Origin of the sequence: Bradyrhizobium canariense (genome assembly GCF_019402665.1) — a bacterium.
Classification (GTDB): Bacteria; Pseudomonadota; Alphaproteobacteria; order Rhizobiales; family Xanthobacteraceae; genus Bradyrhizobium; species Bradyrhizobium canariense.
This window is the reverse complement of the sequence record NZ_VSST01000043.1, coordinates 54,620-78,984: the sequence shown is the minus strand read 5'-3', so window position 1 is coordinate 78,984 and position 24,365 is coordinate 54,620. Positions and strand designations below refer to the sequence as shown.

The following is a 24,365-nucleotide window of genomic DNA, read 5'->3' as shown; positions in this document are numbered from 1 at the left end:
CTCGCCGGCGGTGTCCACCGTCTCGACGGCCAGCTCATGGTCGTCCTCGACGTCGACCGCGTCCTCGAGCTCAAAACCGAAGTGCAAATGGCTGCGTGAGCCCCGAAAACATCGAAGCCGGAGAACCAAGATGAAGACGTGTTTGGTGGTCGATGATTCCAGCGTCGTGCGCAAAATCGCACGCCGGATCCTGGAAGGCCTGGAATTCGAAGTCACGGAGGCCGAGGACGGCTCCAAGGCGCTCGAGGTCTGTCAGCACAAGCTGCCCGACGCGGTGCTGCTGGACTGGAATATGCCGGTGATGGACGGCTTCGAGTTCATGGGCCACATGCGCCGCCTGCCGGGCGGCGACCAGCCCAAGGTCGTGTTCTGCACCACTGAAAACAACGTGGCGCATATCGCTCAGGCGCTCAGCGGCGGCGCCAACGAGTACATCATGAAGCCCTTCGACAAGGACATCATCGCCGACAAATTTGCTGAAGTCGGCTTGATCCCGGTCGGACAAGCCATGGTCTGAGTGTCTGGCGGAGTGTTCCGGCCAGAGTGTTCCCAGTACAGCTTCCGAGAGGCCCATCCGTGACCCCGACCGAATATGAGTATCTGCGTAAGTTCCTGAGGGATCATTCCGGGCTCGATCTGTCCGCAGACAAGCAATATCTGATTGAAAGCCGGCTGTTGCCGCTGGCGCGCAAGGCTGGGATCTCCGGTATCGGCGAGCTCGTGCAGAAGCTGCAAGGCGCTGGCTCGGGCGCGCTCGTCACCAGCGTGGTCGAGGCGATGACCACCAACGAGACCTTCTTCTTTCGCGACAAGGTCCCGTTCGATCATTTCCGAGACACCATCATGCCGGAGATCATCAAGGCCCGCGCCGGCCGCCGCAGCGTGCGCATCTGGTGCGCCGCCGGCTCGACCGGGCAGGAGCCCTATTCGCTGGCGATGAGCCTGAAGGAGATGGGTGCGGCCCTGACCGGCTGGCGCGTCGAGATCATCGCCACCGACCTGTCGCAGGAGGTGCTCGAGAAGGCCAAGGCCGGCATCTACAGCCAGTTCGAAGTGCAGCGCGGCCTGCCGATCCAGATGCTGATGAAATATTTCAAGCAGACCGGCGAGACCTGGCAGATCAATCCCGAGCTGCGGGCGATGATCCAGCACCGGCAGCTCAATCTGCTGCACGATTTCGCTCAGCTCGGCACCTTCGACGTCATCTTCTGCCGCAACGTGCTGATCTATTTCGACCAGGACACCAAGATCAACATCTTCAACCGCCTGGCTCGCCAGATCGAGGGAGACGGTTTCCTGGTGCTGGGCGCGGCCGAAACGGTGGTCGGACTGACCGATACGTTCAGGCCGATTCCGGAGCGGCGCGGTCTCTACAAGCCGAACGACGCGCGTGCCGCGGCCGCCAAGCCGGCTCTTGCCGGCGCAGCGCCGCGCGTAGCGGTCATGGCAGGACGATAGGCATGGCCGAGGATGGCAAGGGCGCGGAACGCGTGACGTTCAGTCGCGGCTATGATGTCTGCATCATGGCCATCGACGGCACCTGGCGCCGCGACTGCAAGCTCAACGCGATCTCCGACACCGACGCCATCCTGACGGTGGAAGGCTCGATTCAGGGCCTGAACCTCAAAGAGTTCTTCCTGCTGCTGTCGTCCACCGGCCTCGCCTACCGCCGCTGCGAACTGGTGCGCGTCAACGGCGTCGAAATGGACATCCAATTCCTGCGTGGCAAGAACCGGAAGAAGCGCGGCGCGGCCGGGGGCCGCGACGAGGCGGCGTGATCTTCACGTGCGTCTCGTCGCCGTTTTCCGCGATGTTGGTTCACATTTGCTGAAACATCCGACTGAATTTGCCGTCGCGGCTTTACGTCGCCTAAGCGCGAACCGTGTATCCATTGCCGGTCTCAATCTCAGGATACCGTAATGCCCAGAAGCTCTTTCTCACCTCTCCCGTCAAACCTGCCCCACAGCGCCGAGCGACGCGCGCTTCAGCTTCTGGTGGTCGACGACGACGCCACGCAGCGCAGCCTGATCACGGTCGCGGCCAAGCAGGCCGGCCACGAAGTCACCGTGGCGCCGTCCGTGGCCGAAGCGATCGAAAAACTCCGCACTGCGCGCTTCGATTGCGTGACACTTGATCTCGTGCTGGAGGATGGCGACGGCATCGACGTGCTGGGCGAAATGGCCAAGGCGAAATTTGGCGGTGCCGTGATCGTCGTCAGCGGCATGGACGGCAAGCGCCGCAGCGCCGCCCGCAGCTTCGCCCGTTCCGTCGGGATCGAGCTCCAGAGCCTGCCCAAGCCGCTGGATCTGGCCGCTTTGCGCATCAGCCTCGCCAATCTCGGCAAGACCGCGATGGGCCTGCCGGCGATCCACACCTGGGGTGGTGTCGCCACCGACGCGATCGTGGAGCGGCACCGCGCCTGAGCCGCGGGCCGGCCATGCGATGAAACAATGCGGTCGCCGCGTCGCAGCGATCGCGATTTACACCGTGCGGCCGGCTTCCCACAGGCATTCCAGGGCGTGGCCAAGGCCGGCCCGGCAGGCGTCGAGAGCGGCGATCGCCGTGGCATACCGGAGTGTGACATCGTCGAGTACGAAGACGTCGGCGGAACCTTCCGGATCGCTCCCGTGTTCTTGATCCATGGTTGTGGCCGTCCAGCCCATGCTGGTCTCGATCTGCGAGATCAGCTTGCGAAGGTCAGCCGCAATCAGCTCACGGCTATCGACTTCGGGCATTGCGACGAGAGGCGGCGTAGCGGCCAAATTTAGCATGGATATTCTCCGTCCTCCGCAATTAGGCGCCCTGCCGCTACTTGTGCGTTAAGTCCATGTCCCGTACAAATACGGTGGGCCGAATCCGCGCCGAACGCCATAACGGTTGGGGCGGACGCGAATCCTTCATGCCAACCGGATGTGTGGCACATGGCCGAACAAAGCTCTCGCGGTGAAATCTTCGTGGTCGACGACGACGCTGCCGTTCGCGACACCTTGTCGATGGTGTTGAAGGCGGCGGGCTATGAGGTGATCTGTTTTGCGGACGGCGCAGCATTGCTCTCCGTCGCGCGAAACCGCACACCTGCAGCGGTCCTGCTCGACGTGCACATTCCCGGCAAGTCGGGCCTCGATATTCTCAATGAGCTGCACGGCGAGGACTATCCGGCACCGATCTTCATGATCTCCGGACAGGGCGATATCGCGATGGCGGTAGGGGCCATCAAGAGCGGCGCGCTCGACTTCATCGAGAAGCCGTTCCGCGGCAGCGAGATCGTCGGCCGGCTGGACGAGGCGATCGGTGCTTATGCACGCAGGCAGTCGGAGAACGCGGCGCCGAAGTTCGGCTCGCTGCATTTCCCCGGGCGCGAGCCGTTGACGCGCAGGGAGCGCGAGGTGCTCGAGCAGTTTGCCGCCGGCGCCTCCAACAAGGAGGCCGGCCGCACGCTCGGCATCAGCCCGCGCACCATCGAGGACCACCGCGCCAACATCATGAAGAAGCTCGGTGCGCGCAATGCCGCCGATCTGATCCGGATCGTGATGACCGCGGCGCAGCGCGCGTCGTAAATTCCGTGGGTGACATTTCGTAGCCCGGATGAGCGAAGCGACATCCGGGACTTGGCTCGTAGTGTTCCCGGGTATCGCTTCCCTCACCCGGGCTACGGGTTCTCACCCAGCCCGACGCACCATCAACTGCTCAGCGCCTTGCGGATGGTCCGTGCCAGATCCGATTTACGATAGGGCTTCGCCAGCAGCAGAACGCCCGAATCCAGCCGGCCGTGATGGATGATCGCGTTCTCGGTATAGCCGGACGTGTAGAGCACCTTGAGATCTGGACGCGTTCTCTGCAGTTCGTCGGCGAGCTGCCGTCCGTTCATCTTGCCGGGCATGATGACGTCGGTGAACAGGAGGTCGAACGGTTTTCCGGCGGCGACGATGGCGAGCGCCTCCGCGGCGTTCGCAGCCTGCAAGGTGACGTAACCGAGCGAATGCAGCTGCGCCAGCACGTAGTCGCGCACCAGCCGGTCGTCCTCGACCACCAGGATCGTCTCGTGTCCGCCCTCGATGGTCGCCGGCGTCACGCCCTCGCCGACCACCGTCGGCGTCTTGCCGGGCGGCAGGTACATCTTGATCGTGGTGCCGTGGCCTTCCTCGCTGTAGATCTTGATATGGCCCGCGGACTGCTTGATGAAGCCGTAGACCATCGAAAGCCCGAGTCCGGTGCCCTTGCCCGGTCCCTTCGAGGTGAAGAAGGGGTCGAACACCCTGGCCAACATGTTGGCGGGAATTCCGCTGCCGGTGTCGCTCACGGCGATCAGCACGTAGTGTCCCGGCGGGACGTCGTTGACGCTGGCATAGGCCTCGTCGAGATAGGCCGCGCCCGTCTCCACGATCAGCTTGCCGCCGCCGGGCATGGCGTCGCGGGCATTGAGCGCGAGGTTGAGTATCGCGGTGGTGAGCTGGCTTGGATCGACGGTCGCGACGCAGTTCTCGTCCTCGAACACCGATTCGATATGGATCTGCTCGCCCAGCGTCGGCCGCAACAGTTTCGCGGTGTCGATGATCAGCGCGTTGACGTCGATTTCGCGCGGCTGGAGCGGCTGCTTGCGCGCAAACGCCAGCAGGTGCTGAGTCAGCTCGGCGCCACGCCCGGCGGCCTCGTCGATCATCTTCGTGATCGCCGCGAGCTCCGGCTCCCCGGCCACCGCGTCGGCCAGGATCTCGATCGTTCCGGTGATGACGGTGAGGATGTTGTTGAAGTCGTGCGCCACGCCGCCGGTGAGCTGGCCGACCGCCTCCATCTTCTCGGCATGGCGGATGCGCTCGTCGGCCGTGATCTTGTCGGTCAGGTCGCGGTAGAACGAATTCAAGAGGATACCTTCGCGTCGCCGGAGCGCCGTGACGCTGAGCTCGGCCTTGAATTCCTTGCCGTCACGCCGCCGCACCAAAACTTCGCGCCGTGGATTAGCCAGCGATGGGTCGGATTCGAGAAAGAGCTTCAGTCTGGCCGTGACGCTTTCGCGCTCAGTGGGGGCGACAAAAAGTTCAATCGCATTCTTGCCGATCGCTTCCTCACGCGTCCATCCGAAGAGCTTCTCGGCCTGCGAGTTCCAGCTCAGGATGGCACCGGTGTGGTCTGTCTGGGTGAAAGCGTCGAGCGAGGTCTCGATGATGTTGCGTGCAAGCTGCTCGCTCTCCCGCAAGGACTCCTGTGCAAGCCTCGCCTCCGTCATGTCGCGCCCGACGAAGAAGAAGCGCTTGGCCTGGGCGGACCAGCTGCCGAGCCAGGACAGCCAGACCTCGTGGCCATTCTTGTGGAAGCAGCGGGTGTCGGCGAGCCTCGGACGTTCGCCGCGCCGCAGCGCGCGCATCTCGTCGCGGGACCGGTCGAGATGGCTCGGATGAATGAAATCGGCGCCGCTGCGGCCGATCATCTGCTCCGGCCGGTAGCCGAGAATGGCCTCGCTGCTCGGACTGATCTGCGCGATGTGGCCGCGCGCGTCCATCACCATGATCAGATCCTGCGAGGTGTCGAAGAGCTGTCGCCGTTCCTCCAGCTGCTGCTGCAACGCCCGCTCTGCCCGCCGCGCCTCGGTCAGGCTGCGCGCGGTGCCGGAGGCGCCGATGATCTCGCCCGATGGGCCCCTGATCGGCGACAGGCTGAGTGAGATCTCGACCGGCGTGCCATCCTTGCGCAGGCGCACCGTCTCGAAGCGTTCGATCGGTTCACCTCCGGCGATCCGCCGTAAATAGTCCTTGCCTTGCTCGCGTCGGTCGGGTGGGACGATGATCGCGGTGGATTTCCCAATCGCCTCATTCGCCGAGTAGCCGTAGAGGCGCTCGGCGGCGGCATTCCAGCCGGTGATGATGGCGTCGAGCGATTGCATCACGATCGCGTCGTCGGAGGATTCGACGGCGGCGCTGAACAAGCGCTCGCGCGCTTCATGATGGCTTCGCGCGGCCTCGGTGCGGCGATGCTCCTCGATCTCGCGTTCAAGAGCGGCCGTCTTCGCTCTCGTTTCCTCGACCATTTGAGCGAAGGCCCGCGCCAGCACACCCGTCTCTCCGCTCGCATCGACGGGAATCTCGGCGTGCCGTCCGCTGCCGATCGCCTCCACCGCCGCAGTCAGGCGCCCGATCGGCCGCGTCAATGAGCGCGCCAGCAGCACCGCAAGCAAAGCTGCGGCAAGGACAGCAAGCAGACCGACCAGCGAGGAGGTCTTTTGAATGGCCGCCGGAACGCGGCTGAACACCGACGGTGGGGCCGTCTCGATGATAGCCAACCACTCCTTGCCGGCCAGCAGCGCCGGTGCGATCGCCGCTCCACTCGGTCGGCCCGCTTGGTCGCTCGTAAGCTGCGTGGAACCTTGCGGCAGGCCGGCCCGGGCTGCAAAGAAAGGAAAGTCACGACGCCAATCGTTGCCGTTGCCATGCAATGCACCGAATTCCCGCGTGCGATCGGGATGGACGAGATAGTCGCCACGCGAGTTCACGACATAGATCTCTCCCCCTGCGCTCGCGGTCGAGCGGATGCGGTCGAGCGCGGGACGCATGTCGATATTGGCGATGACGATGCCGAACGGCTTGCCATCAGGCGTGAACAGCGGCGTCGCGACGCGCATCGTGGGAATGTGAGGGTCCGTGGTTCCTCCCTGCCGGGTGGCGAGATCGATGGGCGAAACATAGATGTCGCCCGGCACCAATCGAATCGTCTCCTGGAAGTAGGTTCGGTCGCTCTTGCGTTCCAGTTCGTCGTTGGGGACAATCCGTGCTGCTCCGTTCGGGCCGGCGCGATCGACGCGGACCAGTTCGCGCTGGTCGTCGTCAAGGCCGATGATTCGAAATTGCCCGTAGCTCGGCTTCGCGTCGATCTCGGCTGCGAACCGCGTGGCGATGCGCTCGCGCCAGGTTTGCTCCGAAACGCCGTCGACAGCGTCGATGCCTCCACCGATATGAGCGCGGATCATGCCATTGATGGCAGCGGCGGAGCGATAACCGAGCAGATCGCCACGAGCGCCGGCCACATAAGATTCAAGATGGGTGGCCAGCAGGCTCGACTGGGCTTCGATCCGTTCCAGGACCCGCGGAATCACGGCCTGGGTGATGTTGCGATAGCCGAGCCAGCCGACCGCGGCCACGGTGACCGCCACCAGCAGGATCATCGCGATCGCGAGCCGCGTAGCGAGGGTCATGGCGAAATTTGCACCGCTTCCTGAATGGCCGCGCCCGTGCTCGGTTGGAACAGAATGAAGGTTCTTGTCATCGGCGGCCGGTGCTGACATCCGGATTCCTCGCCGACGCCGTCCGCGCCGCGTCCAGGCAGCCGGCGACGGCGGCGAGCAGCGCGTCGGCCCGGAACGGCTTCTGCAAGCTCGCCACCGCGCCGAGCTTGGTCGCCATCTTGAGAAAGTCCGGCTCCGCATGGGCATCCGGCGCGGACGAACGGCCGGAAATGACGACGATCGGAATCGCCGGCTGCAGCGCCCGGACGTGGCGCATCGTCTCCAGGCCGTCCATGCCGGGCATGAAGATGTCGAGAAACAGAAGGTCGAACTGGCCGGCTTCGAACAGCGCAAGTCCCTTGCGGCCGTCTCCGGCGACGGTGACATGATGACCGGCCCTCTCCAGGAGCAGCCGGATTGTCATCTGCACGGCCGGGTCGTCATCCACGATCAGGATGTTGGCCACGTCTGGTATCCTCCGGGCTGGATGGGTTTTCCCAGCGACCGCAAATCAAACCATCAATTCTGAAATTGTTGCGCGGATTGCATCCGGCCTGCAAGCACTTCGCCATCGATCCGACGATTGCTCGCAAAAGGCGAACTCGGTTGCGTCAAACTTATGCACGGTGACGTGCACAAGCGCTCGCGACAACCGCACGCCATAGGGCCTAGTCGGTCAAATATTCCGGATAGTGGCTTCGGATCGTGTCGAGCTCGCTCAACGTGCCCGACAGGTGCTTGCGCAGATGCTGTTGCGCAGCATCGGCGTCGCCGGCCTCGATCGCGCGCGTGATCAGCTTGTGGTGGCGGACGATGTTCTGGGCCTTGCCGGGTGAGGGCAGATGCAGCCGGCGCAGCCGGTCGATATGTCCGCTGCGGCTGCGCACCAGCGTCCAGAGCTCCTGCTTGCCGGCCGCGGCATAAAGCAGCGCATGAAAATCATTGTCGCCCGCAATGAAGCTCTGGAAGTCTCCGGCCTTGGCGAATTGCTGCTGCAGCGCGATCGTGTGGTCGAGGCGTATGACCAGGGCTTCGCCGTGCTGCTGCGCGAGCAGGCGGACGATTTCGAGCTCCAGCGCCTGGCGCAGGAAATGGGCCTGCTCGGCCCGACCGACGTCGACCCGGCTGACGACGGTGGCGTGCTGCGGAAACACGTCGACCAGCCCTTCTTCCTCCAGCCGCATCAAGGCGTCGCGGATCGGCGTCGAGCTGACGCCGAATTGTGCGGCGAGATCCGTGCGCGACAGCGGCGAGCCCGGCGGCAGTTCGAGCGCAAGAATGGCGTTGCGCAGCCGCTCGAACACTTGCGGCGCGGCCTGCCGGGCCCGGTCGAGCCGCGCGCCGGGGCGGGTGATCCTGCGGGGCGCAGGGTGGGCTGGTTCCATGCGAAGAGCTCCGGCCACCTTGCCCTTGATGCACTAATACATTAGTGCATTAGTGGGATCGCTCGTCAATGGCGGCCAGAGGAAACGAACAACAATGATCAAGCAATTGCAGTGTGGCCTCACGGCCGTCGCCGTGATCGCCGCCACGGCGCTGGCGGCCTCGCCCGCGAAGGCGCAGCAAAAATCCGAGATATCGTTGTCGCGTCAGCCCGGCATTTTCTACATGCCGAGCCACATCATGGAAAAGCAGAAGCTGATCGAGAAGCACGCAGCCCAGCTCGGGGTAGCGGGTGTCACCACCAAATGGGTCACCTTCTCCGGCGGCGGCGCGCAGACCGATGCGCTGCTCGCGGGCGGCGTCGACATCCTCAACACCGGCACCGGCAATCTGTTGCTGCTGTGGGACCGCACTCGCGGCGGCGTCAAGGGCATCGTCGCGACCTCGGCGCAGCCGATGACGCTGATCAGCCGTGACGCCAACATCAAGTCGATTTAGGGATTTCGGCCCCGGCGACAAGATCGCGGTGCCGACCGTCAAAGTCTCGACCCAGGCGATCGTGCTTCAGATCGCCGCGGCCGAGGCCTTTGGTGCCGACCAATGGTCGAAGCTGGACGTCAACACGGTGCAGCTCGGCCATCCCGACGCCTATGCGGCGCTGTCCAATTCCAAGCACGAGGTGCACACCCATTTCTCGATTCCGCCGTTCACTTTCCTCGAGCTGAAGAACGTGCCGGGTGCGCATGTCGTGCTGTCGTCGCCTGACGTGATGGGCGGGCCGCTCAGCCAGGCGCAGTTCTTCACCACCACGAAGTTCGCCGATGCCAACCCGAAGATCATCCAGGCCGTGCGCGATGCGACCAAGGAAGCGCAGGATCTGATCCGCAGCGACACCAAACAGGCGGTCGAGATCTACAAGGAGATCACCGGCGACAAGACCTCGGTGGAAGAGCTGCTCGAACTCCTGAAGGAGCCCGGCATGATGGAGTGGAATCTCGAACCGCAGGGCACGATGAAATTCGCCGCCCATCTGTTCAAGACCGGCACGCTGAAGACTCAGCCCAAGGCCTGGACCGATTACTATCTCCCCGTCGCCCACGACCTGAAGGGCAACTGATGGCGCTGCTCGACGTCAGCTCCGTGACGCTGCGCTACAAGACCTCCAGCGCCGTCGTCACCGCGACCGAAAGGGTGAGCTTCACCGTCGACAGGTCCGATCGCTTCGTGCTGCTCGGGCCGTCCGGCTGCGGCAAGTCGACCCTGCTCAAGGCCGTCGGCGGTTACATGGCGCCGAGCGAAGGCCGCATGACCATCAACGACCGCGAGATCCATGGTCCCGGCGCCGACCGCATGATGATCTTCCAGGAGTTCGACCAGCTGCTGCCCTGGAAGAGCGTGCTGGCCAACGTGATGTTTCCACTGCTGACCGCGCGAAAATTGTCGCGGAAGGACGCCGAAGCGCGGGCGCGGGCCTATATCGAGAAGGTCGGCCTGACACGCGTGGTCGATGCTTATCCGCACACGCTGTCCGGCGGCATGAAGCAGCGCGTCGCGATCGCGCGCGGCATGGCGATGGAGCCGGACATCCTGCTCATGGACGAGCCGTTCGCCGCGCTCGACGCGCTGACGCGGCGAACCTGCCAGGACGAGCTGCTCCAGCTCTGGAGCGAGACCAAATTCACCGTGCTGTTCGTGACCCACTCGATTGCGGAGGCCATCCGCATCGGCAACCGCATCCTGCTGCTGTCGCCGCATCCCGGCCGCGTCAAGGCCGAGGTGGTCGACGTCGACAAGGTCTCCAATGACGATGGCAGTGCCGGCCGGCTCGAGAAGGAGATTCACGATCTCCTGTTCGCCTCCGAAGCAACGGCGCATTAAGGGAGCCTTACATGGGCGAAGCCAGGATCCTGCTACGTGAGGCGCCGGTCGCCGGCAGCGCAGCCGAAGTCGAGCGCAAGCTGAGCGTGGTCGAGCTGTTGTGGAACGATGGGTTTGTCCGCAAGGCCGTCATTATCCTGTTCCTCGCGGCGGTCTGGGAGGCCTACGGCCTCGCCCTCGACAATCCCCTGTTGTTTCCGACGCTGCACGACACCGTCATCACGATGTTCGAGCGTGTGAAGGACGGCACCATCCCGATGCGCGTCTGGGCTTCGCTCAAAGTGCTGTTCATGGGCTATTCGGCCGGCATTGTGCTGGCCGCGATCTTCACCGTGCTCGCGATCTCGACCCGTATCGGCACCGATTTCCTCGAGACGGTCACGGCGATGTTCAATCCGTTGCCGGCGATCGCGCTGTTGCCGCTCGCTTTGATCTGGTTCGGTCTCGGCAACGGCAGTCTGGTGTTTGTGCTGATCCATTCGGTGCTGTGGCCGGTCGCGCTCAACACCCATTCCGGCTTCAAGAGCGTGTCCAACACGTTGCGCATGGTCGGCCGCAATTACGGCCTGCGCGGGCTGCCCTATGTGGCGAAGATACTGATTCCCGCGGCCTTCGGCTCGATCCTCACCGGCCTCAAGATCGGCTGGGCCTTCGCCTGGCGCACGCTGATCGCGGCCGAGCTGGTGTTCGGCGTGTCGTCGGGGCAGGGCGGGCTCGGCTGGTTCATCTTCGAAAACCGCAACCTGCTCGACATACCTGCGGTCTTCGCCGGCCTCTTGACGGTGATCATCATCGGGCTTTTTGTCGAGAACCTGATCTTCCGCGCCATCGAGCGGAACACCGTGCAGAAATGGGGCACCCAATCATGACCAAGAAGAAACTAACGCCCGACCAGCTCCGCAGCGCGCGCTGGTTCGCACCCGACGATCTCCGCTCGTTCGGCCATCGCTCCCGCACCATGCAGATGGGCTACGCGCCGGAGGAGTGGAAGGACCGCCCGATCATCGCGATCCTCAACACCTGGTCGGACGCGCAACCTTGCCACATGCATTTCAAGTCGCGCGTCGATGACGTCAAGCGCGGCATCCTGATGGCCGGCGGTCTGCCGCTGGAGCTGCCGGCGCTGTCGCTGTCGGAATCGCTGCTCAAGCCGACCACGATGCTCTATCGCAATCTGCTGGCGATGGACGCCGAGGAGCTGCTGCGCAGCCATCCCGTCGACGGCGTGGTGCTGATGGGCGGCTGCGACAAGACCACTCCGGCGCTGCTGCTGGGCGCGACCTCGATGAACATCCCGGCGATCTATCTGCCGGCCGGTCCGATGTTGCGCGGCAATTGGAAGGGCAAGACGCTCGGCTCGGGCTCGGACGGCTGGAAATATTGGGACGAGCGCCGCGCCGGAAAAATCTCCGAGAAGGACTGGCTCGACATCGAAGCTGGCATTGCGCGCAGCTACGGCACCTGCATGACGATGGGCACGGCTTCCACCATGACCGCGATTGCCGAGGCGATCGGCATGACGCTTCCAGGTGCCTCCTCGATTCCTGCCGCCGATGCCAACCACATCCGCATGGCCTCCGAATGCGGCCGCCGCATCGTCGAGATGGTCTGGGAAGATCTGACGCCGAAGGCGATCCAGACCCGCAAGGCGTTCGAGAACGCGATCGCAGTGGCGATGGCGATGGGCTGTTCGACCAATGCGATCATCCATCTGATCGCGCAGGCTCGCCGCGCCGGTCTCGACATCGGTCTCGACGATTTCGAGATTGCGAGCCGCAAGGTGCCTGTCATCGCCAATGTGCGGCCGAGCGGTGATACCTATCTGATGGAAGACTTCTTCTATGCCGGCGGCCTGCCGGCGCTGATGGGACAGATCAAGCCGCATCTGCATCTCGATTGCATCACCGTCACCGGCAAGACTCTCGGCGAGAACATCGCGCAGGCCGAGGTCCACAATGACGACGTGATCCGCTCGATCGACAATCCCATCTACAAGGAAGGCGCGCTCGCCGTGCTCAAGGGCAATCTCGCGCCCGACGGCTGCGTCATCAAGCCGAGCGCCTGCGCGCCGCGCTTCCTCAAGCACACTGGGCCTGCGCTGGTGTTCGACGATTATCCGTCGATGAAGAAGGCGATCGACGATCCCGATCTCGACGTCACCGAAGACCACATTCTCATCTTGCGCAATGCGGGGCCGCAGGGCGGACCGGGCATGCCGGAATGGGGCATGCTGCCGATCCCGACCAAGCTCGTGAAGCAGGGCGTGCGCGACATGGTGCGCATCTCGGATGCGCGGATGAGCGGCACCAGCTACGGCGCCTGCATTCTGCACGTAGCCCCCGAATCCTATGTCGGCGGACCGCTGGCGCTGGTGCGGAACGGCGACCGCATCACGCTCGATGTCGCCGCCCGCACCATCAATCTCGATGTGTCGGAAGCCGAGCTCGACAAGCGCCGCGCCGCCTGGAAGCAGCCCGAGCGCCGCTTCGAGCGCGGCTATGGCTGGATGTTCACCAAGCACATCAAGCAGGCCAATGACGGCTGCGATTTCGACTTCCTCGAGACCGATTTCGGCGCGCCGATCGGCGAGCCCTCGATTTACTAGAGAGCGTGAAAATGACGAAACTTACCGAAGCCACCCGCAACAAGCTCAAATCCGTCTCCACCGCCACCGTCGCCACAGCGCTGTTCAAGCGCGGCCTGCGCATCCAGATGATCCAGGATGTGCACCCGCTCGGCGCCAACCAGCCGACCATGGTCGGCGAGGCCTTCACGCTGCGTTACATGCCGGCTCGCGAGGATCTCAACACCATCGACGTTTTCAAGGACCGCTCCCATCCGCAGCGCAAGGCGGTCGAGGATTGCCCGCCAGGCAGCGTGCTGGTGATGGACAGCCGCAAGGACGCGCGCGCCGCTTCGGCCGGTGCGATCCTGGTCACGCGCCTGATGAAGCGCGGTGTCGCCGGTGTCGTCACCGATGGCGGTTTTCGCGACTCAGCCGAGATCGCCAAGCTGGGGATCCCCGCCTACCACCACCGTCCGAGCGCACCGACCAATCTGACGCTGCATCACGCCATCGAGATTAATGTTCCGATCGGCTGCGGTGACGCGCCGGTGTTTCCCGGCGACGTCATTCTCGGCGACAGCGACGGCGTGATCGTGATTCCCGCGCATCTTGCTGACGAGATCGCCAACGAGACCTTCGAGATGACCGCGTTCGAGGACTTCGTCACCGAAGAAGTCAACAAGGGCCGCGGCATTTTCGGTCTCTATCCGGCGACGGACCCGCAGACGCTGACCGACTTCGCCGCATGGCGGAAGGCGAACGGAAGGTAAAGGCCGACAACTCGTCCCACAATCTCCGTCGTCGTCCTGGCGAAAGCCAGGACCCATTATCCCAGGGAGTAATTTGGCGAAGACTCGGAGTTGTCGTGTTTTCGCGCGGTACTGACACCGACCTTCTTCGGATAGATCACGCGGTATGGGTCCTGGCTTTCGCCAGGACGACGACGGGGAGGCATATGAACGCCTACACCCCGGCCTCCGCCATCCCAGCCGCCCACAGCGCGAACGCATAGACGATCGCGACTTCATCGAGCCGGTTGAAGCGTCCCGAGGCGCCGCCGTGGCCGGCGCCCATGTTGGTGCGGAGCAGAACCGGGCCGCCACCGCTCATCGTCGCGCGCAGGCGCGCGATCCATTTGGCGGGCTCCCAGTACGTGACGCGCGGATCGGTCAATCCGCCCATTGCCAGGATCGCGGGATAATCTTTCGCCGCGACATTGTCGTAGGGCGAATACGACAGGATGGTGCGGAAATCCTTTTCGCTCTCGATCGGGTTGCCCCATTCCGGCCATTCCGGCGGCGTCAGCGGCAGCGTGTCGTCAAGCATGGTGTTGAGCACGTCGACGAACGGCACTTCGGCGACGATGCCGGCGAACAATTCGCCGGCGCGGTTCGCCACCGCGCCCATCAGCATGCCACCGGCCGAACCGCCGTGGCCGACGATGCGCTTTGCGCTGGTGTACTTCGCATCGATCAGTGCGCGGGCGCTGGCGGCGAAGTCGTCGAACGAGTTGGTCTTCTTCTCGCGCTTGCCATCGAGATACCAGCCCCAGCCCTTGTCGGCGCCGCCGCGGATATGGGCAATGGCATAAACGAAGCCGCGATCGACCAGCGACAGCCGGTTGGCGCTGAACGAAGCCGGCATCGCCATGCCGTAGGAGCCGTAGCCGTAGAGCAGCAGCGGCGCCGCGCCGTCGAGCGTGAGCCCGCGGCGATGAAGGATGGAGACCGGCACCTCGGCGCCGTCATGCGCCTTCGCCATGATGCGCGTCGTAACGTAGTCGCTCGCATTGTGGCCGGACGGAATCTCCTGGCGCTTGCGCAGGGTACGCGTCCGCTTGACCATGTCGTAGTCATAGACTTCCGACGGCGTCGTCATCGACGAATAGGCGAAACGCAAATTCGTCGTCTCGAATTCGTAGGAGCCCATCGTATCCAGCGAATAGGCCGCTTCGTCGAAGGCGATGGCGTGCTCCTCGTTCGAGGCGAGGTCGCGGATCACGATGGACGGCAGCGCATTGGCGCGTTCCAGCCACACCATGTGGCCGGCATAGAGATCGAGATCGATGATGTAGATGCCCGGGCGATACGGGATCAGATCGCGCCAGTTCTTGCGCTCGGGTGATGCCAGCGGTGCGGTGACGATCTTGAAGTCGATCGCGTCGTCGGCATTGGTCAGGATGAAGAGTTCGTCGCCACGGTCGGCGAGCGAGTATTGCACGCCTTCCTCGCGTGCCGCGACGAGGCGCGGCGGTGCGTCGGGATGGGCGAGGTCGATCAGCCGCTGCTCGGAGGTCTCGTGGTCGCCGCCCGCGATGACGCAGAAGCGCCCGCTGGTGCTCTCGTGCAGATGGGTGAACCAGCCGGAATCCTGCTCTTCGTAAACCAGCGTGTCGTCGGCCTGCCCAGTGCCGAGCTTGTGCCGCCACACCTGCATCGGGCGGTGATTGTCGTCGAGCTTCACGTAGAAGAACGACGTTGCGTCCTTGCTCCAGACCACGCCGCCGTCGGTCTCCTCGACGACGTCGTCGAGGTCCTTTCCGGTCGCCCAGTCGCGCACGCGGATGGAGAAATATTCCGAGCCTTTGGTGTCGGCGCTCCAGGCCTGCAGCCTGTGGTCATTCGAGTGCCGGCTGCCGCCGAATTTGAAATAGGTGTGGTCCTTGGCGAGCGCATCGCCGTCGAGCACGATGTGGCCCTCGCCGCCATCGCGCGGCATGCGGCCGAACAGCTCGTGCTGGCCGCCTTCGCGGAATTTGCGGAAATAGGCGAAGGGGCCATCCGGCGACGGCACACTGGAATCGTCTTCCTTGATCCGCCCCCGCATCTCGCGCACCAGCGTCTTCTGGAGCGCTGCGGTATGGCCGAGCAGGCTCTCGGTGTAGCCATTTTCTTCGTCGAGATATTTGCGGATGTCGGGATCGAGCACTGCGGGGTCGCGCAGCACCTCCTGCCACTTCTCGTCCTTCAGCCAGGCATAGTCATCGGTCACGGTGATCCCGTGCCGCGTGAAGGAATGCGGCCGGCGCGGGGCGACGGGGGGCTGGGAAGGTGGTTTGGCTTGTGTCACTCGATCCTCATCATGTCACGTTCGCGCGCGGCTTCTTCTTCACCTCGCCCCGCTTGCGGGGAGAGGTCGGATTGCATCGAAGATGCAATCCGGGTGAGGGGGGCTCTCCGCGAGTCTCGCTATCACCGTCCTCGTGGAGACTCCCCCTCACCCCAACCCTCTCCCCGCAGGCGGGGAGAGGGAGAAGATGCGTCCTGCCTTATATCGTCCCGATTCCACGAATTGCCAGCGCCACTGCGGCAAGGACTGCGCCAGTCGCCGGGTTGTTGATCGGTCCCTTCTATGCTTTAGGCTTCCTATCCCCGCCGCCGGTCCAGCCTGATGCTGTTCAATTCCTACCCGTTCATCCTGCTGTTCCTGCCGGCCGCGCTGGCTGGCTATTTCTGGCTGGGGCGGCGCAGCAATCTGGCCCCGGTGATCTGGTTGGCGGCGGCCTCGCTCACTTTTTATGCCATCGGCAATTGGCAGTTCGTGGCCCTGTTGCTGATATCGATCGCCTTCAACTATGGCATAGGCCATCTTCTCATCGTGGCGAAGCTCACTTCGTCGCAACGCAAGGCGGCCCTTGCCCTCGGCGTCGCCGGCGACCTCCTGGTGCTTGGCATCTTCAAATACGCCGGCTTTGTCACCGAGAACATCAATGCGCTGGCCGGCACGCACTTCGCGGTCCATATCCTGCTGCCGGTCGGCATCTCCTTCTACACCTTTACCCAGATCGCGTTCCTGGTCGATGCCTGGCGCGGGCAGGTCGCGGCCTACGCGCTGCCGCACTACGCGCTGTTCGTGACATACTTCCCGCATCTGATCGCCGGACCGATCCTTCACCACAAGGACATGATCCCGCAATTCGAGCGGGAGGAAACCAAGCATCCGCATGCGCATCTGATCCTGTGCGGCCTCATCATCTTCGCGATCGGCCTGTTCAAGAAGACGTGCCTCGCCGACGGAATCCAGCCGCTGGTCGCGCTCGCCTTCGATGCGCGCGCGCCGAGTTTTGATCAGGCCTGGCTTGGCTCGCTCGCCTACACCTTCCAGCTCTATTTCGACTTCTCGGGCTATTCGGACATGGCGATCGGGATATCGCTGATGTTCGGCATCTTCCTGCCGGTCAATTTCAACTCGCCCTACAAGGCCACCAGCATCGTCGAGTTCTGGCGGCGCTGGCACATGACGCTGTCGCACTTCCTGCGCGACTATCTCTACATTCCGCTCGGGGGCAACCGTCGCGGCCGCGTGCTGCGCTACGTCAATTTGATGCTCACGATGCTGCTCGGCGGGCTCTGGCATGGCGCGGCCTGGACGTTTGTCATTTGGGGCGCGCTGCACGGCGCCTATCTCTGTATCAATCACGCCTTCAACGCGCTGGTGCCGAATGTTCCGAAATTGCTCGCGCGCCCAGCTCGCGTCGCTGGGGCCGTGCTAACCTTTCTCGCCGTCGTTGTCGCCTGGGTATTCTTCCGGGCCGAGCGGGTCGATTGGGCCATGCGGATTCTGAATGCGATGGCCGATCCGGCGAATATCGTGTTCGGCCGCGAGGAGATTGCGGCGTCGGTGATGGTCGCAATTTATGCCGCGCTGGTGTGGCTGGCGCCGAACACGCAAGGAATCATGGGGTACGACCACGCCAATCGCAGGCTCGGCGACGGCCTGATGGCCGGACGGATGCGGCCGCTGGTCCTCTATGGTGCCTCGCTGGTGCTTGCGTTCGGGATTTTGGGTATCCAGAGCCACAGCGAATTCATCTATTTCCGGTTCTGATGCAAGGCGCGTTCACACATCCAGGGCGTCTTCTCCTCGCGAGCATCGCGTGCGTGCTGGGCGCGGCTGCGCTCACCTATGTCATCGATCCCTTGCAGCTGTTTCGCCCCTCGCGCCTCGTCGCGCCGTTCTATTCAGATGACACGCGCGTGCAGAATGCCGGGCTGATCCGCAGCCAGTTGTTCGACGCCGCCTTCATGGGCACCTCGCTCGCGATCCATTTCCGCCAGAGCGACATCGACCATGCGCTCGGCGTGCACTCGCTCAAGCTGGCGATGACCGGGTCCAATTCGCGCCAGCAGGGTTTTGTGCTGGAGCAGGCCATCGACCGCGGCGCAAAACGCGTGATCTGGGCGATGGACGATTTCATCTTTGTTGATGCGGCCGACATCGAGACCGATCCTTATCTCTCTGCTGATCTCTATCGCGGGACGGCAAAAGGCATCGCGTCATATCTGTTCAGCGCGGCGATGGCGAAGGAATCCCTGTTCGCATTACTGCGGTCGGTTCCGCCGTTGCGGCAGCCGCTGACCCGGGCCGCGCCTTATCTGCCCGTCAAGTTTGCGTTGGCCGACGTCGACGACATCTATGCGCTGCCGCGCGATATCGACGTCGCGCGCGCCTATAATGCGAAAAGGACGCTCGCGGCCTTCGCCTATATCACCGATCCCGTACGCAGCCGCTTTCTCGGTGAAGGCTATCGTTACGATGCCATGATAACGCATTTCGAACGCGACGCCGTCGGCCTGATCGCGCGCCATCCGGACCTGACCTTCGACATCTACTTCCCGCCCTATTCGATCCTGCAATTCGTCGCGATGCGCGACGCTTCGCCTGCGACGCTGAAGATCGTTACCGACCTCACCGCCGTCATCGCGCAGCGCCTGACGCAGCTTCCCAATGTGCGCCTCTACGATTTCCGGGCGATCAAGGACGTGACGCATAACCTCGACAATTACGGCGACGTCATCCACCATTCGCCGATCGTCGATGCGAAGGTGCTGTCGTGGCTGGCGCGTGGGGAATATCGGGTGGATCCGAAGGCGCCGCTTGCCTCGCTGGAGGAGCTGAAGGCGCAGGTCGAGGCGTATCGGATCCCGCCGCTGCCGTAGCCCGCATGAGCGAAGCGACATGCGGGGACTCACGCAAGAATCCCGGGTGTCGCTTCGCTCACCCGGGCTACAAGATTGCTCCCCCAAGGGGAGAAGGAAAAAAGACGCTTACACCGCCACCTCTTCGCCGAGATACGCAACCGCCGCTTCGAGCCCGCCCTTGCCGTGCGGGATCTTCAGCGCGTTCAGCCCGACCTCGATCACCCCCAACGTGCCGAGCAGCATCGGGGCGTTGACGTGGCCCATATGGGCGATGCGGAAGGCTTGTCCCGAGAGATCGCCGATGCCGGTGCCGAGCACGACGCCGCACTTCTCCTTGCAATAGCGTTGCAGGATTGCGGGATCATGGCCGTTGCTCATGGTCACTGTGGTCACGGTGTTGGAGCGTTCGCTGGCTTCCGCGATGTTGAAGCCGAGCACCTGGCCTTCCGACCATGCGCCGACCGCGCGGCGCGCGGCTTCGCCGAGCAGGCTGTGGCGGCGGAAGGCGTTCTCCAGCCCTTCCTCGTGCAAGAGGTCGATCGCCTGGCGCAGCGCGAACAGCAGATGCACCGGCGCGGTGCCGGCATATTTGCGATAATGCTCGCTGCCTTCGCGCTCGCTCCAGCTCCAATAGGGTGTCGCCATATTGGCCTTCTTGTGGACCTCGAGCGCACGCGCATTGGCCGTGACGAAGCCGAGGCCGGGCGGCGTCATCAGGCCCTTCTGCGAGCCCGACATCGCAACGTCGATGCCCCATTTGTCCATCTCGAACGGCATGCAGCCGAGTGAGGCGACAGTGTCGACCATGTACAGCGCCGGATGACCGCTCGCCTTGATCGCCTTGCCGATCGCCTCGATGTCGTTCTGCACGCCTGAGGCGGTGTCGACCTGGACGACGACGACGGCCTTGATGGTGTGCTCCTTGTCGCGGCGCAGGCGCTCCTCGACTTCGTGCGGCCGCACCGCGCGGCGCCAGTCACCCTTGAGCACCTCCACCTCGGCACCCATCAGCGCCGCGGCATGGCCCCAGCCGATCGCGAACCGCCCGCTTTCGAGCACCAGCACCTTGTCGCCGCGCGACAGCACGTTGCTCAATGCTGCTTCCCAGGCGCCGTGACCGTTGGCGATGTAGATGTAGGACTTGCCCTTGGTGGCAAACAGTTTCGAGATGTCGCTGAGCAGGCTCTCGGTCAGATCGGTCATCTGCTTGGAGTAGATGTCGATCGCCGGACGATGCATCGCCCGCAGCACCTCGTCGGGCATATTGGTGGGCCCGGGGATGGCCAGAAATTCCCGGCCCGCGCGAACGGTCATTGCTGTTGGTCCTTGTTGCCTGAGAACAGGATGGTGGGTCGCTGATTCACACTTTTACGCGGCGCTGCGGTGCAAGAAAAGGCCGGAAAACGCAGGTCTGACGTGGGTTATCTCTTAGTCTCGCGGCAGCCCGCATCTTCCGCTTCCTCCACCGAGCAGAACCAGCGCGTGCCCTTGCTGATCTTCATCTTGATCTGCGCATACCAGCGGCTGGTCGGCCGGTGATAGATGCACTCGCCGGCGGTGTTGACGTTGCCCTTGATGGTGCAGTCCGGCGAGGGCGCGACGGGCCCCGAGGCCGAAGCGAGCAGGATCGCATGCGCGCCGTCGGGCGGCTTGGTGGCGCCGAGGATGGTGGTCTTCTTGTTGCGCACGCGCCAGTCCCAGGGCGCGATGAAGGCGCCCTGCCACATGCCGGCCTTGGCCTCCCGCGCGGCCTTCTCGTCCGCCTCATAGTCGTGCGACATGCGGGTGTAGGCCAGCGCCCAGCCTGCGCGCACCAGCCATTTCTGGATATCCTCGCCGCCGACATCGCAACGCGCCACGGTGCGGCCGCGCCGGTCGATTGATCTGGCATGGCAGACCCAATTCTTGCCGTCGGCGTATTTGGCGAGCTCGTCGCGGGCCGCGATGCCGCAGGTCCAGCGCTCGCCCTTGTTGTTGAGGCAGAGCTGGTCGACCGCGGGCGCGTCGATGCCGCCGAGCCTGATCCGTGTGTTGCCGATCATCACTGCGTCGCCGGCGCGAACCTTTGCGGTGCCGGTGAGGTCGGCGGCCTCAGCCGGCGACGCCAGGCCGGGCAAGGACAAGGCGAGCAATGACAGCGCAATCAGGAATTTTCGCAACATGCCGGTCCGCGTGTGATGAAAATTGCGATAGACCTCGCAATTGTGGTCGGCTTTTGTCCGCGCGGCCAGCATATGCCTGGCACTTGGGCTTTCAACTTCCCGTCATCGAGCGAAGTTTTGTAGGGTGGGTTAGCCGAAGGCGTAACCCACCTCTTTCGTCTCCACGGCGGCAGAAGTGGTGGGTTACGCTTCGCTAATCCACCCTACGAAACCTATCCCCGCGTCATCGCCCGCTTGGCCACCGCCAGCGCCATCAGCACGAACGCCGACGTCACCTCCGGACCGCCGACCAAAATCCGCGTCGGCGTCTTCATCTTGTTCCATTCATAGGCACGGAACGGGCCGCGGCGGCCGCCTTCGCCGAGGCTCGCGACGATCACGTTCAGCGCCGGCGCAAAGGCGCGCGGGTCCGCACCGAGATGGCCGAGCGCGATCAGCGCGAGCGCTGCGTCGAACACGTTCATCTCGGCGGCCATCAGCTCGCCCTTGACGTAAGACAGCACGCGGTGGCGGATGAAATCGAAATCGCCGTCGGGATCGATGATCGCCTGCGCCGCCAGCGGCAGCGCCAGGAAGGCGGCATAACAGCGGCCGAAATAGGCGCTGTAGAGCTCCGGCAGATAATAGATGTGCGAGCGCGGATTGGCGAAGGCGCCGCTCGCCGCCAGCCGCTTCTGGAAGCCGAGGATGCGATGGACGGTGGCAAGCCGCGCCGGCGTCTCCAATACTTGCCAGCGCACGAGGTTGCGGAAGCTGACCTCGAGAATGTCGAGATTGAGCGTCGGATCGAGATCATTGCCATAGGGCCGCTCGCCCTTGAGGTTGTCGATCCAGGTCGCAACCCCGCCCTCATAGTCGATATTGTCGTTGATCGGCACGGTCACGCGCGGCTCGTTGACGCCGGCGCGCACCTGATAGCCGGCATAGAAATCCAGCAGCGGCTGGTCGAGGATCGGATCGGTGCAGCCGGCCTGCGTCGCCGCGGAGATCGAGCACGCCGTGGTGTCGCAATCCGGCACGTAGACGCCGAAACCGAGGTCCTGCTTGATCTGGGCGAAATAGCGTGAGAAGCGCGGATGCGGCGCCGGCGCGAGCGCGGTGATGACGTTGAACCGCGCCCCGTCGATGCCCTCGACCTCTTCGCGGCTGATGTTGACGCAGAAATCGACCATGTCGGCAACCGCGCGCTTCGCCGCCGTCATCTCGGTAGGCGAGGCGAGACCGCTCTCGACATAGCCGAGCAGCGCCTCGATGAAGAACGCGTCGTAATAGGCCGAGCGGTGGCGGATCTGCACCGGCTCCCACATCGGTTCGGCAACCCCTCGCCAGGGCGGATTGACGACAGCGCGCGCCGGCGATCGCGCGATGAAGACACGGGCGAGGTTGAACAGCAGCGAGGAGTTCTTGTAGCCGCGCGCGTTGAGACCCGAGAGCGCGATGGTCAGCTCGCGGCCGCGGAAATCGGGGTCGCCGATCAGGTTGAACGCAGCGTAGGTCGGCAGAAAGCCATTCTTGCGGTACGAGCCCAGCAGATGCTGCGCGCAGTCGCGGATCACGCCGTCGATCTGCGATTGTTGCGGCATGGCGCCGGTGAACATGGCCGGCGGCGGCTTGGGATGATCCAGCGCGATGCTGTCGACGAGGTCGGCAACGGGCTGGCCGACCGCCGCCCAATCGGGCTCGGCCTCGTCGCGGGCGCGCACCAGCGCGTGGCGCAGCCGGGCCAGTTTGCCTTCATCGCGCAGTTCGGGCAGACCGGCCCGGCGGAGCAGCACCCGCAATGCGGGATTGCCGAGGGCGGTCTTGTAGAACTTGGCCAGATGCGGATCGCCGCTGGCCGCAACGGACAATACGGGATCGCAGACGTCGTAAAGCGAGGGGCCGTCCTTCCGCGCCGTCAGCGCCCGGCAGGTGGCGCCGGCAAAATATTGAAAGCTCATGAAATACCTGGTCGCGGGAATTTGGCCCAGGGCGCCGGCCGGCACGCTCCCAGCCGCGTGCCACCCCCTGCAAGTCGTTGAAAAAGCTACCCGGATTCGCAGGAAATACAAATGTGATGACAGTCACAGAAAAAGCCGGCACGAAGCCTGCATAATCAGGCTCCGGAAGGCTACGGGGACGCAAAAAAATCACACTTTTGGCGGTGCAAATTAGCGCGTACTTCCAGTGACTTAGCTCAAATTTTCGGCGATCTATTGCGGGGGAGGCGATATCCGGTTAAGGCTTTGTTTGGTGCGGCGCCGCAAATTGCGCGCAATTCGGGGGCACACCCCCGGCCAATCCCTCAAACCCAAAGACGCTATCGCGCTACTCAAACAGTGTGCGCGTGCTTGGCTGGTCTTTGGCAGTGACAGGAATGACGCGAGATGAATGTAACGCAGCTCGACATTTCCCGACGCACGATCGCGCTGGCCGCAGCCCTCATCGGCACGGTCTCGCTCGTGATCGGCGCCCATGCTGCCCTCAACATGCGGGCGCTCGATGCCGCCAAGGCCGTTTCGACCGACCAGGTCACCGGCTCGATCGGCCAGGCCTCGCGTCTCGCCCTCGTCATCGGCAATGGGCACTACCCCGACGCCAATGCGCCGCTGACGCAGTCGATCAACGACGCCCGCGCGCTGTCTTCGTCGCTGCGCAAGAACGGGTTTGACGTCGACATGGTGGAAGACGCGACCAAGGACGACATGGTCCGCGCCGTCAATCGCCTGAAGTCCCGGATCAAGCGCGACACCGTCGTCATGCTGTTCTTCGGCGGCTACGGCGTCCAGGCCGGCCGCGAGAGCTACATGCTGCCGGTCGATGCCGTGATCTGGAAGGAAAACGATGTCCGTCGTCAGGGCGTCTCCATCGAAGGCGTGCTCGACATGATGAAGGAGCAGGGCGCCAAGGCCAAGCTCGTCGTGGTCGACGCCTCCCGCCGCAATCCCTATGAGCGCCGCTTCCGCTCCTACAGCCACGGCCTCGCGCCGATCAGCGCCACCGACAATGCGCTGATCCTCTCCTCGGCTTCGCCCGGCAAGGTCGTCGACGACGGCAAGGGCGAGCACAGCGTGCTGGTCAGCGAGTTCCTCAACAACCTCAATGCGCAGGGCAGCGCCGAGAGCGTCTTCAACAAGACCCGCCTCGCCATCTCCCGCGCCAGTGAAGGCGACCAGGTCCCAACCGTCTCCTCCTCGCTGCTTGAGGACGTCCATTTCGGCGAAGCCGGCGGCTAGTTTTTCTTAGGTCGTGTAGGGTGGGCA

Annotated in this window: 20 protein-coding genes and 2 pseudogenes; 14 read left to right on the top strand and 8 right to left on the bottom strand. The window is 63.9% G+C overall.

Annotated features, from left to right (window positions below; genetic code table 11):
• The 5 genes and pseudogenes from FXB41_RS40945 to FXB41_RS23510 all read left to right on the top strand — a co-directional run.
• Window positions 1–99 (top strand): annotated as a pseudogene (locus FXB41_RS40945) (chemotaxis protein CheW); the annotation flags it as partial.
• 31 nt (window positions 100–130) lie between these two features.
• Window positions 131–517: a response regulator gene (locus FXB41_RS23525; protein ID WP_007598955.1), complete on the top strand. Its 387-nt coding sequence runs from the start codon at window positions 131–133 to the stop codon at window positions 515–517.
• A gap of 59 nt (window positions 518–576) precedes the next feature.
• A complete protein-coding gene (locus tag FXB41_RS23520; protein ID WP_007598956.1) occupies window positions 577–1,458 on the top strand; it encodes a CheR family methyltransferase in 882 nt (293 codons plus the stop codon).
• A gap of 2 nt (window positions 1,459–1,460) precedes the next feature.
• On the top strand, window positions 1,461–1,778 hold the full coding sequence (locus tag FXB41_RS23515) for a hypothetical protein (RefSeq protein ID WP_007598957.1): 318 nt from the start codon (window positions 1,461–1,463) through the stop codon (window positions 1,776–1,778).
• Between the two features lie 141 nt (window positions 1,779–1,919).
• Complete coding sequence (locus FXB41_RS23510; RefSeq protein ID WP_007598958.1) at window positions 1,920–2,423, top strand: response regulator; 504 nt, start codon at window positions 1,920–1,922, stop codon at window positions 2,421–2,423.
• A 57-nt stretch (window positions 2,424–2,480) separates the two neighbouring features.
• Here FXB41_RS23510 and FXB41_RS23505 read toward each other — a convergent pair whose 3' ends face one another.
• On the bottom strand, window positions 2,481–2,771 hold the full coding sequence (locus FXB41_RS23505) for a hypothetical protein (protein WP_219683386.1): 291 nt from the start codon (window positions 2,769–2,771) through the stop codon (window positions 2,481–2,483).
• 150 nt (window positions 2,772–2,921) lie between these two features.
• On the opposite strand from FXB41_RS23505, the gene FXB41_RS23500 reads away from it, so the two are divergent.
• A complete protein-coding gene (locus tag FXB41_RS23500; protein ID WP_007598960.1) occupies window positions 2,922–3,557 on the top strand; it encodes a response regulator transcription factor in 636 nt (211 codons plus the stop codon).
• 122 nt (window positions 3,558–3,679) lie between these two features.
• Here the strand turns inward: FXB41_RS23500 and FXB41_RS23495 are convergent, their stop codons facing one another.
• The 3 genes from FXB41_RS23495 to FXB41_RS23485 form a co-directional block, all read right to left on the bottom strand.
• Complete coding sequence (locus tag FXB41_RS23495) at window positions 3,680–7,273, bottom strand: PAS domain S-box protein (RefSeq protein ID WP_219683385.1); 3,594 nt, start codon at window positions 7,271–7,273, stop codon at window positions 3,680–3,682.
• Entirely contained in the window at window positions 7,251–7,679 is a 429-nt protein-coding gene (locus tag FXB41_RS23490; protein WP_007598964.1) for a response regulator, read from the bottom strand. The genes FXB41_RS23495 and FXB41_RS23490 overlap by 23 nt, the downstream gene beginning before the upstream one ends.
• A 202-nt stretch (window positions 7,680–7,881) precedes the next feature.
• Window positions 7,882–8,598 carry a GntR family transcriptional regulator gene (locus FXB41_RS23485; protein WP_007598966.1) on the bottom strand — a complete coding sequence of 239 codons (717 nt, stop codon included), beginning with the start codon at window positions 8,596–8,598 and terminating at the stop codon, window positions 7,882–7,884.
• Between the two features lie 94 nt (window positions 8,599–8,692).
• Between FXB41_RS23485 and FXB41_RS23480 the strand changes: the two are divergent.
• The 5 genes and pseudogenes from FXB41_RS23480 (at window position 8,693) to FXB41_RS23460 (ending at window position 13,810) form a co-directional block, all read left to right on the top strand.
• Window positions 8,693–9,713, top strand: a pseudogene (locus FXB41_RS23480) (ABC transporter substrate-binding protein).
• Window positions 9,713–10,474: an ABC transporter ATP-binding protein gene (locus FXB41_RS23475; RefSeq protein ID WP_007598970.1), complete on the top strand. Its 762-nt coding sequence runs from the start codon at window positions 9,713–9,715 to the stop codon at window positions 10,472–10,474. The pseudogene FXB41_RS23480 and the gene FXB41_RS23475 overlap by 1 nt, the downstream one beginning before the upstream one ends.
• Before the next feature lie 11 nt (window positions 10,475–10,485).
• Window positions 10,486–11,343, top strand: coding sequence for an ABC transporter permease (locus FXB41_RS23470; RefSeq protein ID WP_007598972.1), 858 nt, complete (start codon window positions 10,486–10,488; stop codon window positions 11,341–11,343).
• Window positions 11,340–13,079, top strand: a complete 1,740-nt coding sequence (araD, locus tag FXB41_RS23465) for an L-arabinonate dehydratase (RefSeq protein WP_007598974.1) — start codon at window positions 11,340–11,342, stop codon at window positions 13,077–13,079. The genes FXB41_RS23470 and araD overlap by 4 nt, the downstream gene beginning before the upstream one ends.
• An 11-nt stretch (window positions 13,080–13,090) precedes the next feature.
• A complete protein-coding gene (locus FXB41_RS23460; protein WP_219683384.1) occupies window positions 13,091–13,810 on the top strand; it encodes a ribonuclease activity regulator RraA in 720 nt (239 codons plus the stop codon).
• Between the two features lie 193 nt (window positions 13,811–14,003).
• On the opposite strand, the gene FXB41_RS23455 is transcribed toward FXB41_RS23460, so the two are convergent.
• Window positions 14,004–16,109, bottom strand: a complete 2,106-nt coding sequence (locus FXB41_RS23455; protein ID WP_219683383.1) for a S9 family peptidase — start codon at window positions 16,107–16,109, stop codon at window positions 14,004–14,006.
• Between the two features lie 321 nt (window positions 16,110–16,430).
• Here FXB41_RS23455 and FXB41_RS23450 point away from each other — a divergent pair, with 321 nt between their 5' ends.
• Together FXB41_RS23450 and FXB41_RS23445 are read left to right on the top strand one after the other, a co-directional pair.
• Complete coding sequence (locus tag FXB41_RS23450; RefSeq protein WP_219683382.1) at window positions 16,431–17,867, top strand: MBOAT family O-acyltransferase; 1,437 nt, start codon at window positions 16,431–16,433, stop codon at window positions 17,865–17,867.
• Window positions 17,867–18,979 (top strand): hypothetical protein, encoded by a 1,113-nt coding sequence (locus FXB41_RS23445; RefSeq protein ID WP_219683381.1) that lies wholly within the window; start codon window positions 17,867–17,869, stop codon window positions 18,977–18,979. The genes FXB41_RS23450 and FXB41_RS23445 overlap by 1 nt, the downstream gene beginning before the upstream one ends.
• Window positions 18,980–19,087: 108 nt before the next feature.
• Here FXB41_RS23445 and FXB41_RS23440 read toward each other — a convergent pair whose 3' ends face one another.
• From FXB41_RS23440 to FXB41_RS23430, 3 genes are all read right to left on the bottom strand, one after another.
• Window positions 19,088–20,275, bottom strand: coding sequence for a pyridoxal-phosphate-dependent aminotransferase family protein (locus FXB41_RS23440; RefSeq protein ID WP_219683380.1), 1,188 nt, complete (start codon window positions 20,273–20,275; stop codon window positions 19,088–19,090).
• A 107-nt stretch (window positions 20,276–20,382) separates the two neighbouring features.
• The gene (locus FXB41_RS23435; RefSeq protein ID WP_219683391.1) at window positions 20,383–21,123 is read right to left on the bottom strand and encodes a thermonuclease family protein; all 741 of its coding nucleotides are present in this window, start codon (window positions 21,121–21,123) and stop codon (window positions 20,383–20,385) included.
• A 212-nt stretch (window positions 21,124–21,335) separates the two neighbouring features.
• Window positions 21,336–23,063 carry a hypothetical protein gene (locus tag FXB41_RS23430; protein ID WP_219683379.1) on the bottom strand — a complete coding sequence of 576 codons (1,728 nt, stop codon included), beginning with the start codon at window positions 23,061–23,063 and terminating at the stop codon, window positions 21,336–21,338.
• Window positions 23,064–23,489: 426 nt separating this feature from the next.
• Between FXB41_RS23430 and FXB41_RS23425 the strand changes: the two genes are divergently transcribed.
• The gene (locus FXB41_RS23425) at window positions 23,490–24,338 is read left to right on the top strand and encodes a caspase family protein (protein WP_219683378.1); all 849 of its coding nucleotides are present in this window, start codon (window positions 23,490–23,492) and stop codon (window positions 24,336–24,338) included.
• The last annotated feature ends 27 nt before the right edge of the window (window positions 24,339–24,365 follow it).

What these genes read in the sequence shown, in the direction of transcription:
- FXB41_RS23450 (WP_219683382.1), top strand. Translation starts at nt 16,431, where the DNA reads ATGCTGTTCAATTCCTACCCGTTCATCCTGCTGTTCCTGCCGGCCGCG.
- FXB41_RS23460 (WP_219683384.1), top strand. Translation starts at nt 13,091, where the DNA reads ATGACGAAACTTACCGAAGCCACCCGCAACAAGCTCAAATCCGTCTCC.
- FXB41_RS23525 (WP_007598955.1), top strand. Translation starts at nt 131, where the DNA reads ATGAAGACGTGTTTGGTGGTCGATGATTCCAGCGTCGTGCGCAAAATC.
- araD (WP_007598974.1), top strand. Translation starts at nt 11,340, where the DNA reads ATGACCAAGAAGAAACTAACGCCCGACCAGCTCCGCAGCGCGCGCTGG.
- FXB41_RS23435 (WP_219683391.1), bottom strand. Translation starts at nt 21,123, where the DNA reads ATGTTGCGAAAATTCCTGATTGCGCTGTCATTGCTCGCCTTGTCCTTG.
- FXB41_RS23510 (WP_007598958.1), top strand. Translation starts at nt 1,920, where the DNA reads ATGCCCAGAAGCTCTTTCTCACCTCTCCCGTCAAACCTGCCCCACAGC.
- FXB41_RS23470 (WP_007598972.1), top strand. Translation starts at nt 10,486, where the DNA reads ATGGGCGAAGCCAGGATCCTGCTACGTGAGGCGCCGGTCGCCGGCAGC.
- FXB41_RS23440 (WP_219683380.1), bottom strand. Translation starts at nt 20,275, where the DNA reads ATGACCGTTCGCGCGGGCCGGGAATTTCTGGCCATCCCCGGGCCCACC.
- FXB41_RS23485 (WP_007598966.1), bottom strand. Translation starts at nt 8,598, where the DNA reads ATGGAACCAGCCCACCCTGCGCCCCGCAGGATCACCCGCCCCGGCGCG.
- FXB41_RS23475 (WP_007598970.1), top strand. Translation starts at nt 9,713, where the DNA reads ATGGCGCTGCTCGACGTCAGCTCCGTGACGCTGCGCTACAAGACCTCC.
- FXB41_RS23425 (WP_219683378.1), top strand. Translation starts at nt 23,490, where the DNA reads ATGAATGTAACGCAGCTCGACATTTCCCGACGCACGATCGCGCTGGCC.
- FXB41_RS23430 (WP_219683379.1), bottom strand. Translation starts at nt 23,063, where the DNA reads ATGAGCTTTCAATATTTTGCCGGCGCCACCTGCCGGGCGCTGACGGCG.
- FXB41_RS23495 (WP_219683385.1), bottom strand. Translation starts at nt 7,273, where the DNA reads ATGTCAGCACCGGCCGCCGATGACAAGAACCTTCATTCTGTTCCAACC.
- FXB41_RS23515 (WP_007598957.1), top strand. Translation starts at nt 1,461, where the DNA reads ATGGCCGAGGATGGCAAGGGCGCGGAACGCGTGACGTTCAGTCGCGGC.
- FXB41_RS23505 (WP_219683386.1), bottom strand. Translation starts at nt 2,771, where the DNA reads ATGCTAAATTTGGCCGCTACGCCGCCTCTCGTCGCAATGCCCGAAGTC.
- FXB41_RS23500 (WP_007598960.1), top strand. Translation starts at nt 2,922, where the DNA reads ATGGCCGAACAAAGCTCTCGCGGTGAAATCTTCGTGGTCGACGACGAC.
- FXB41_RS23445 (WP_219683381.1), top strand. Translation starts at nt 17,867, where the DNA reads ATGCAAGGCGCGTTCACACATCCAGGGCGTCTTCTCCTCGCGAGCATC.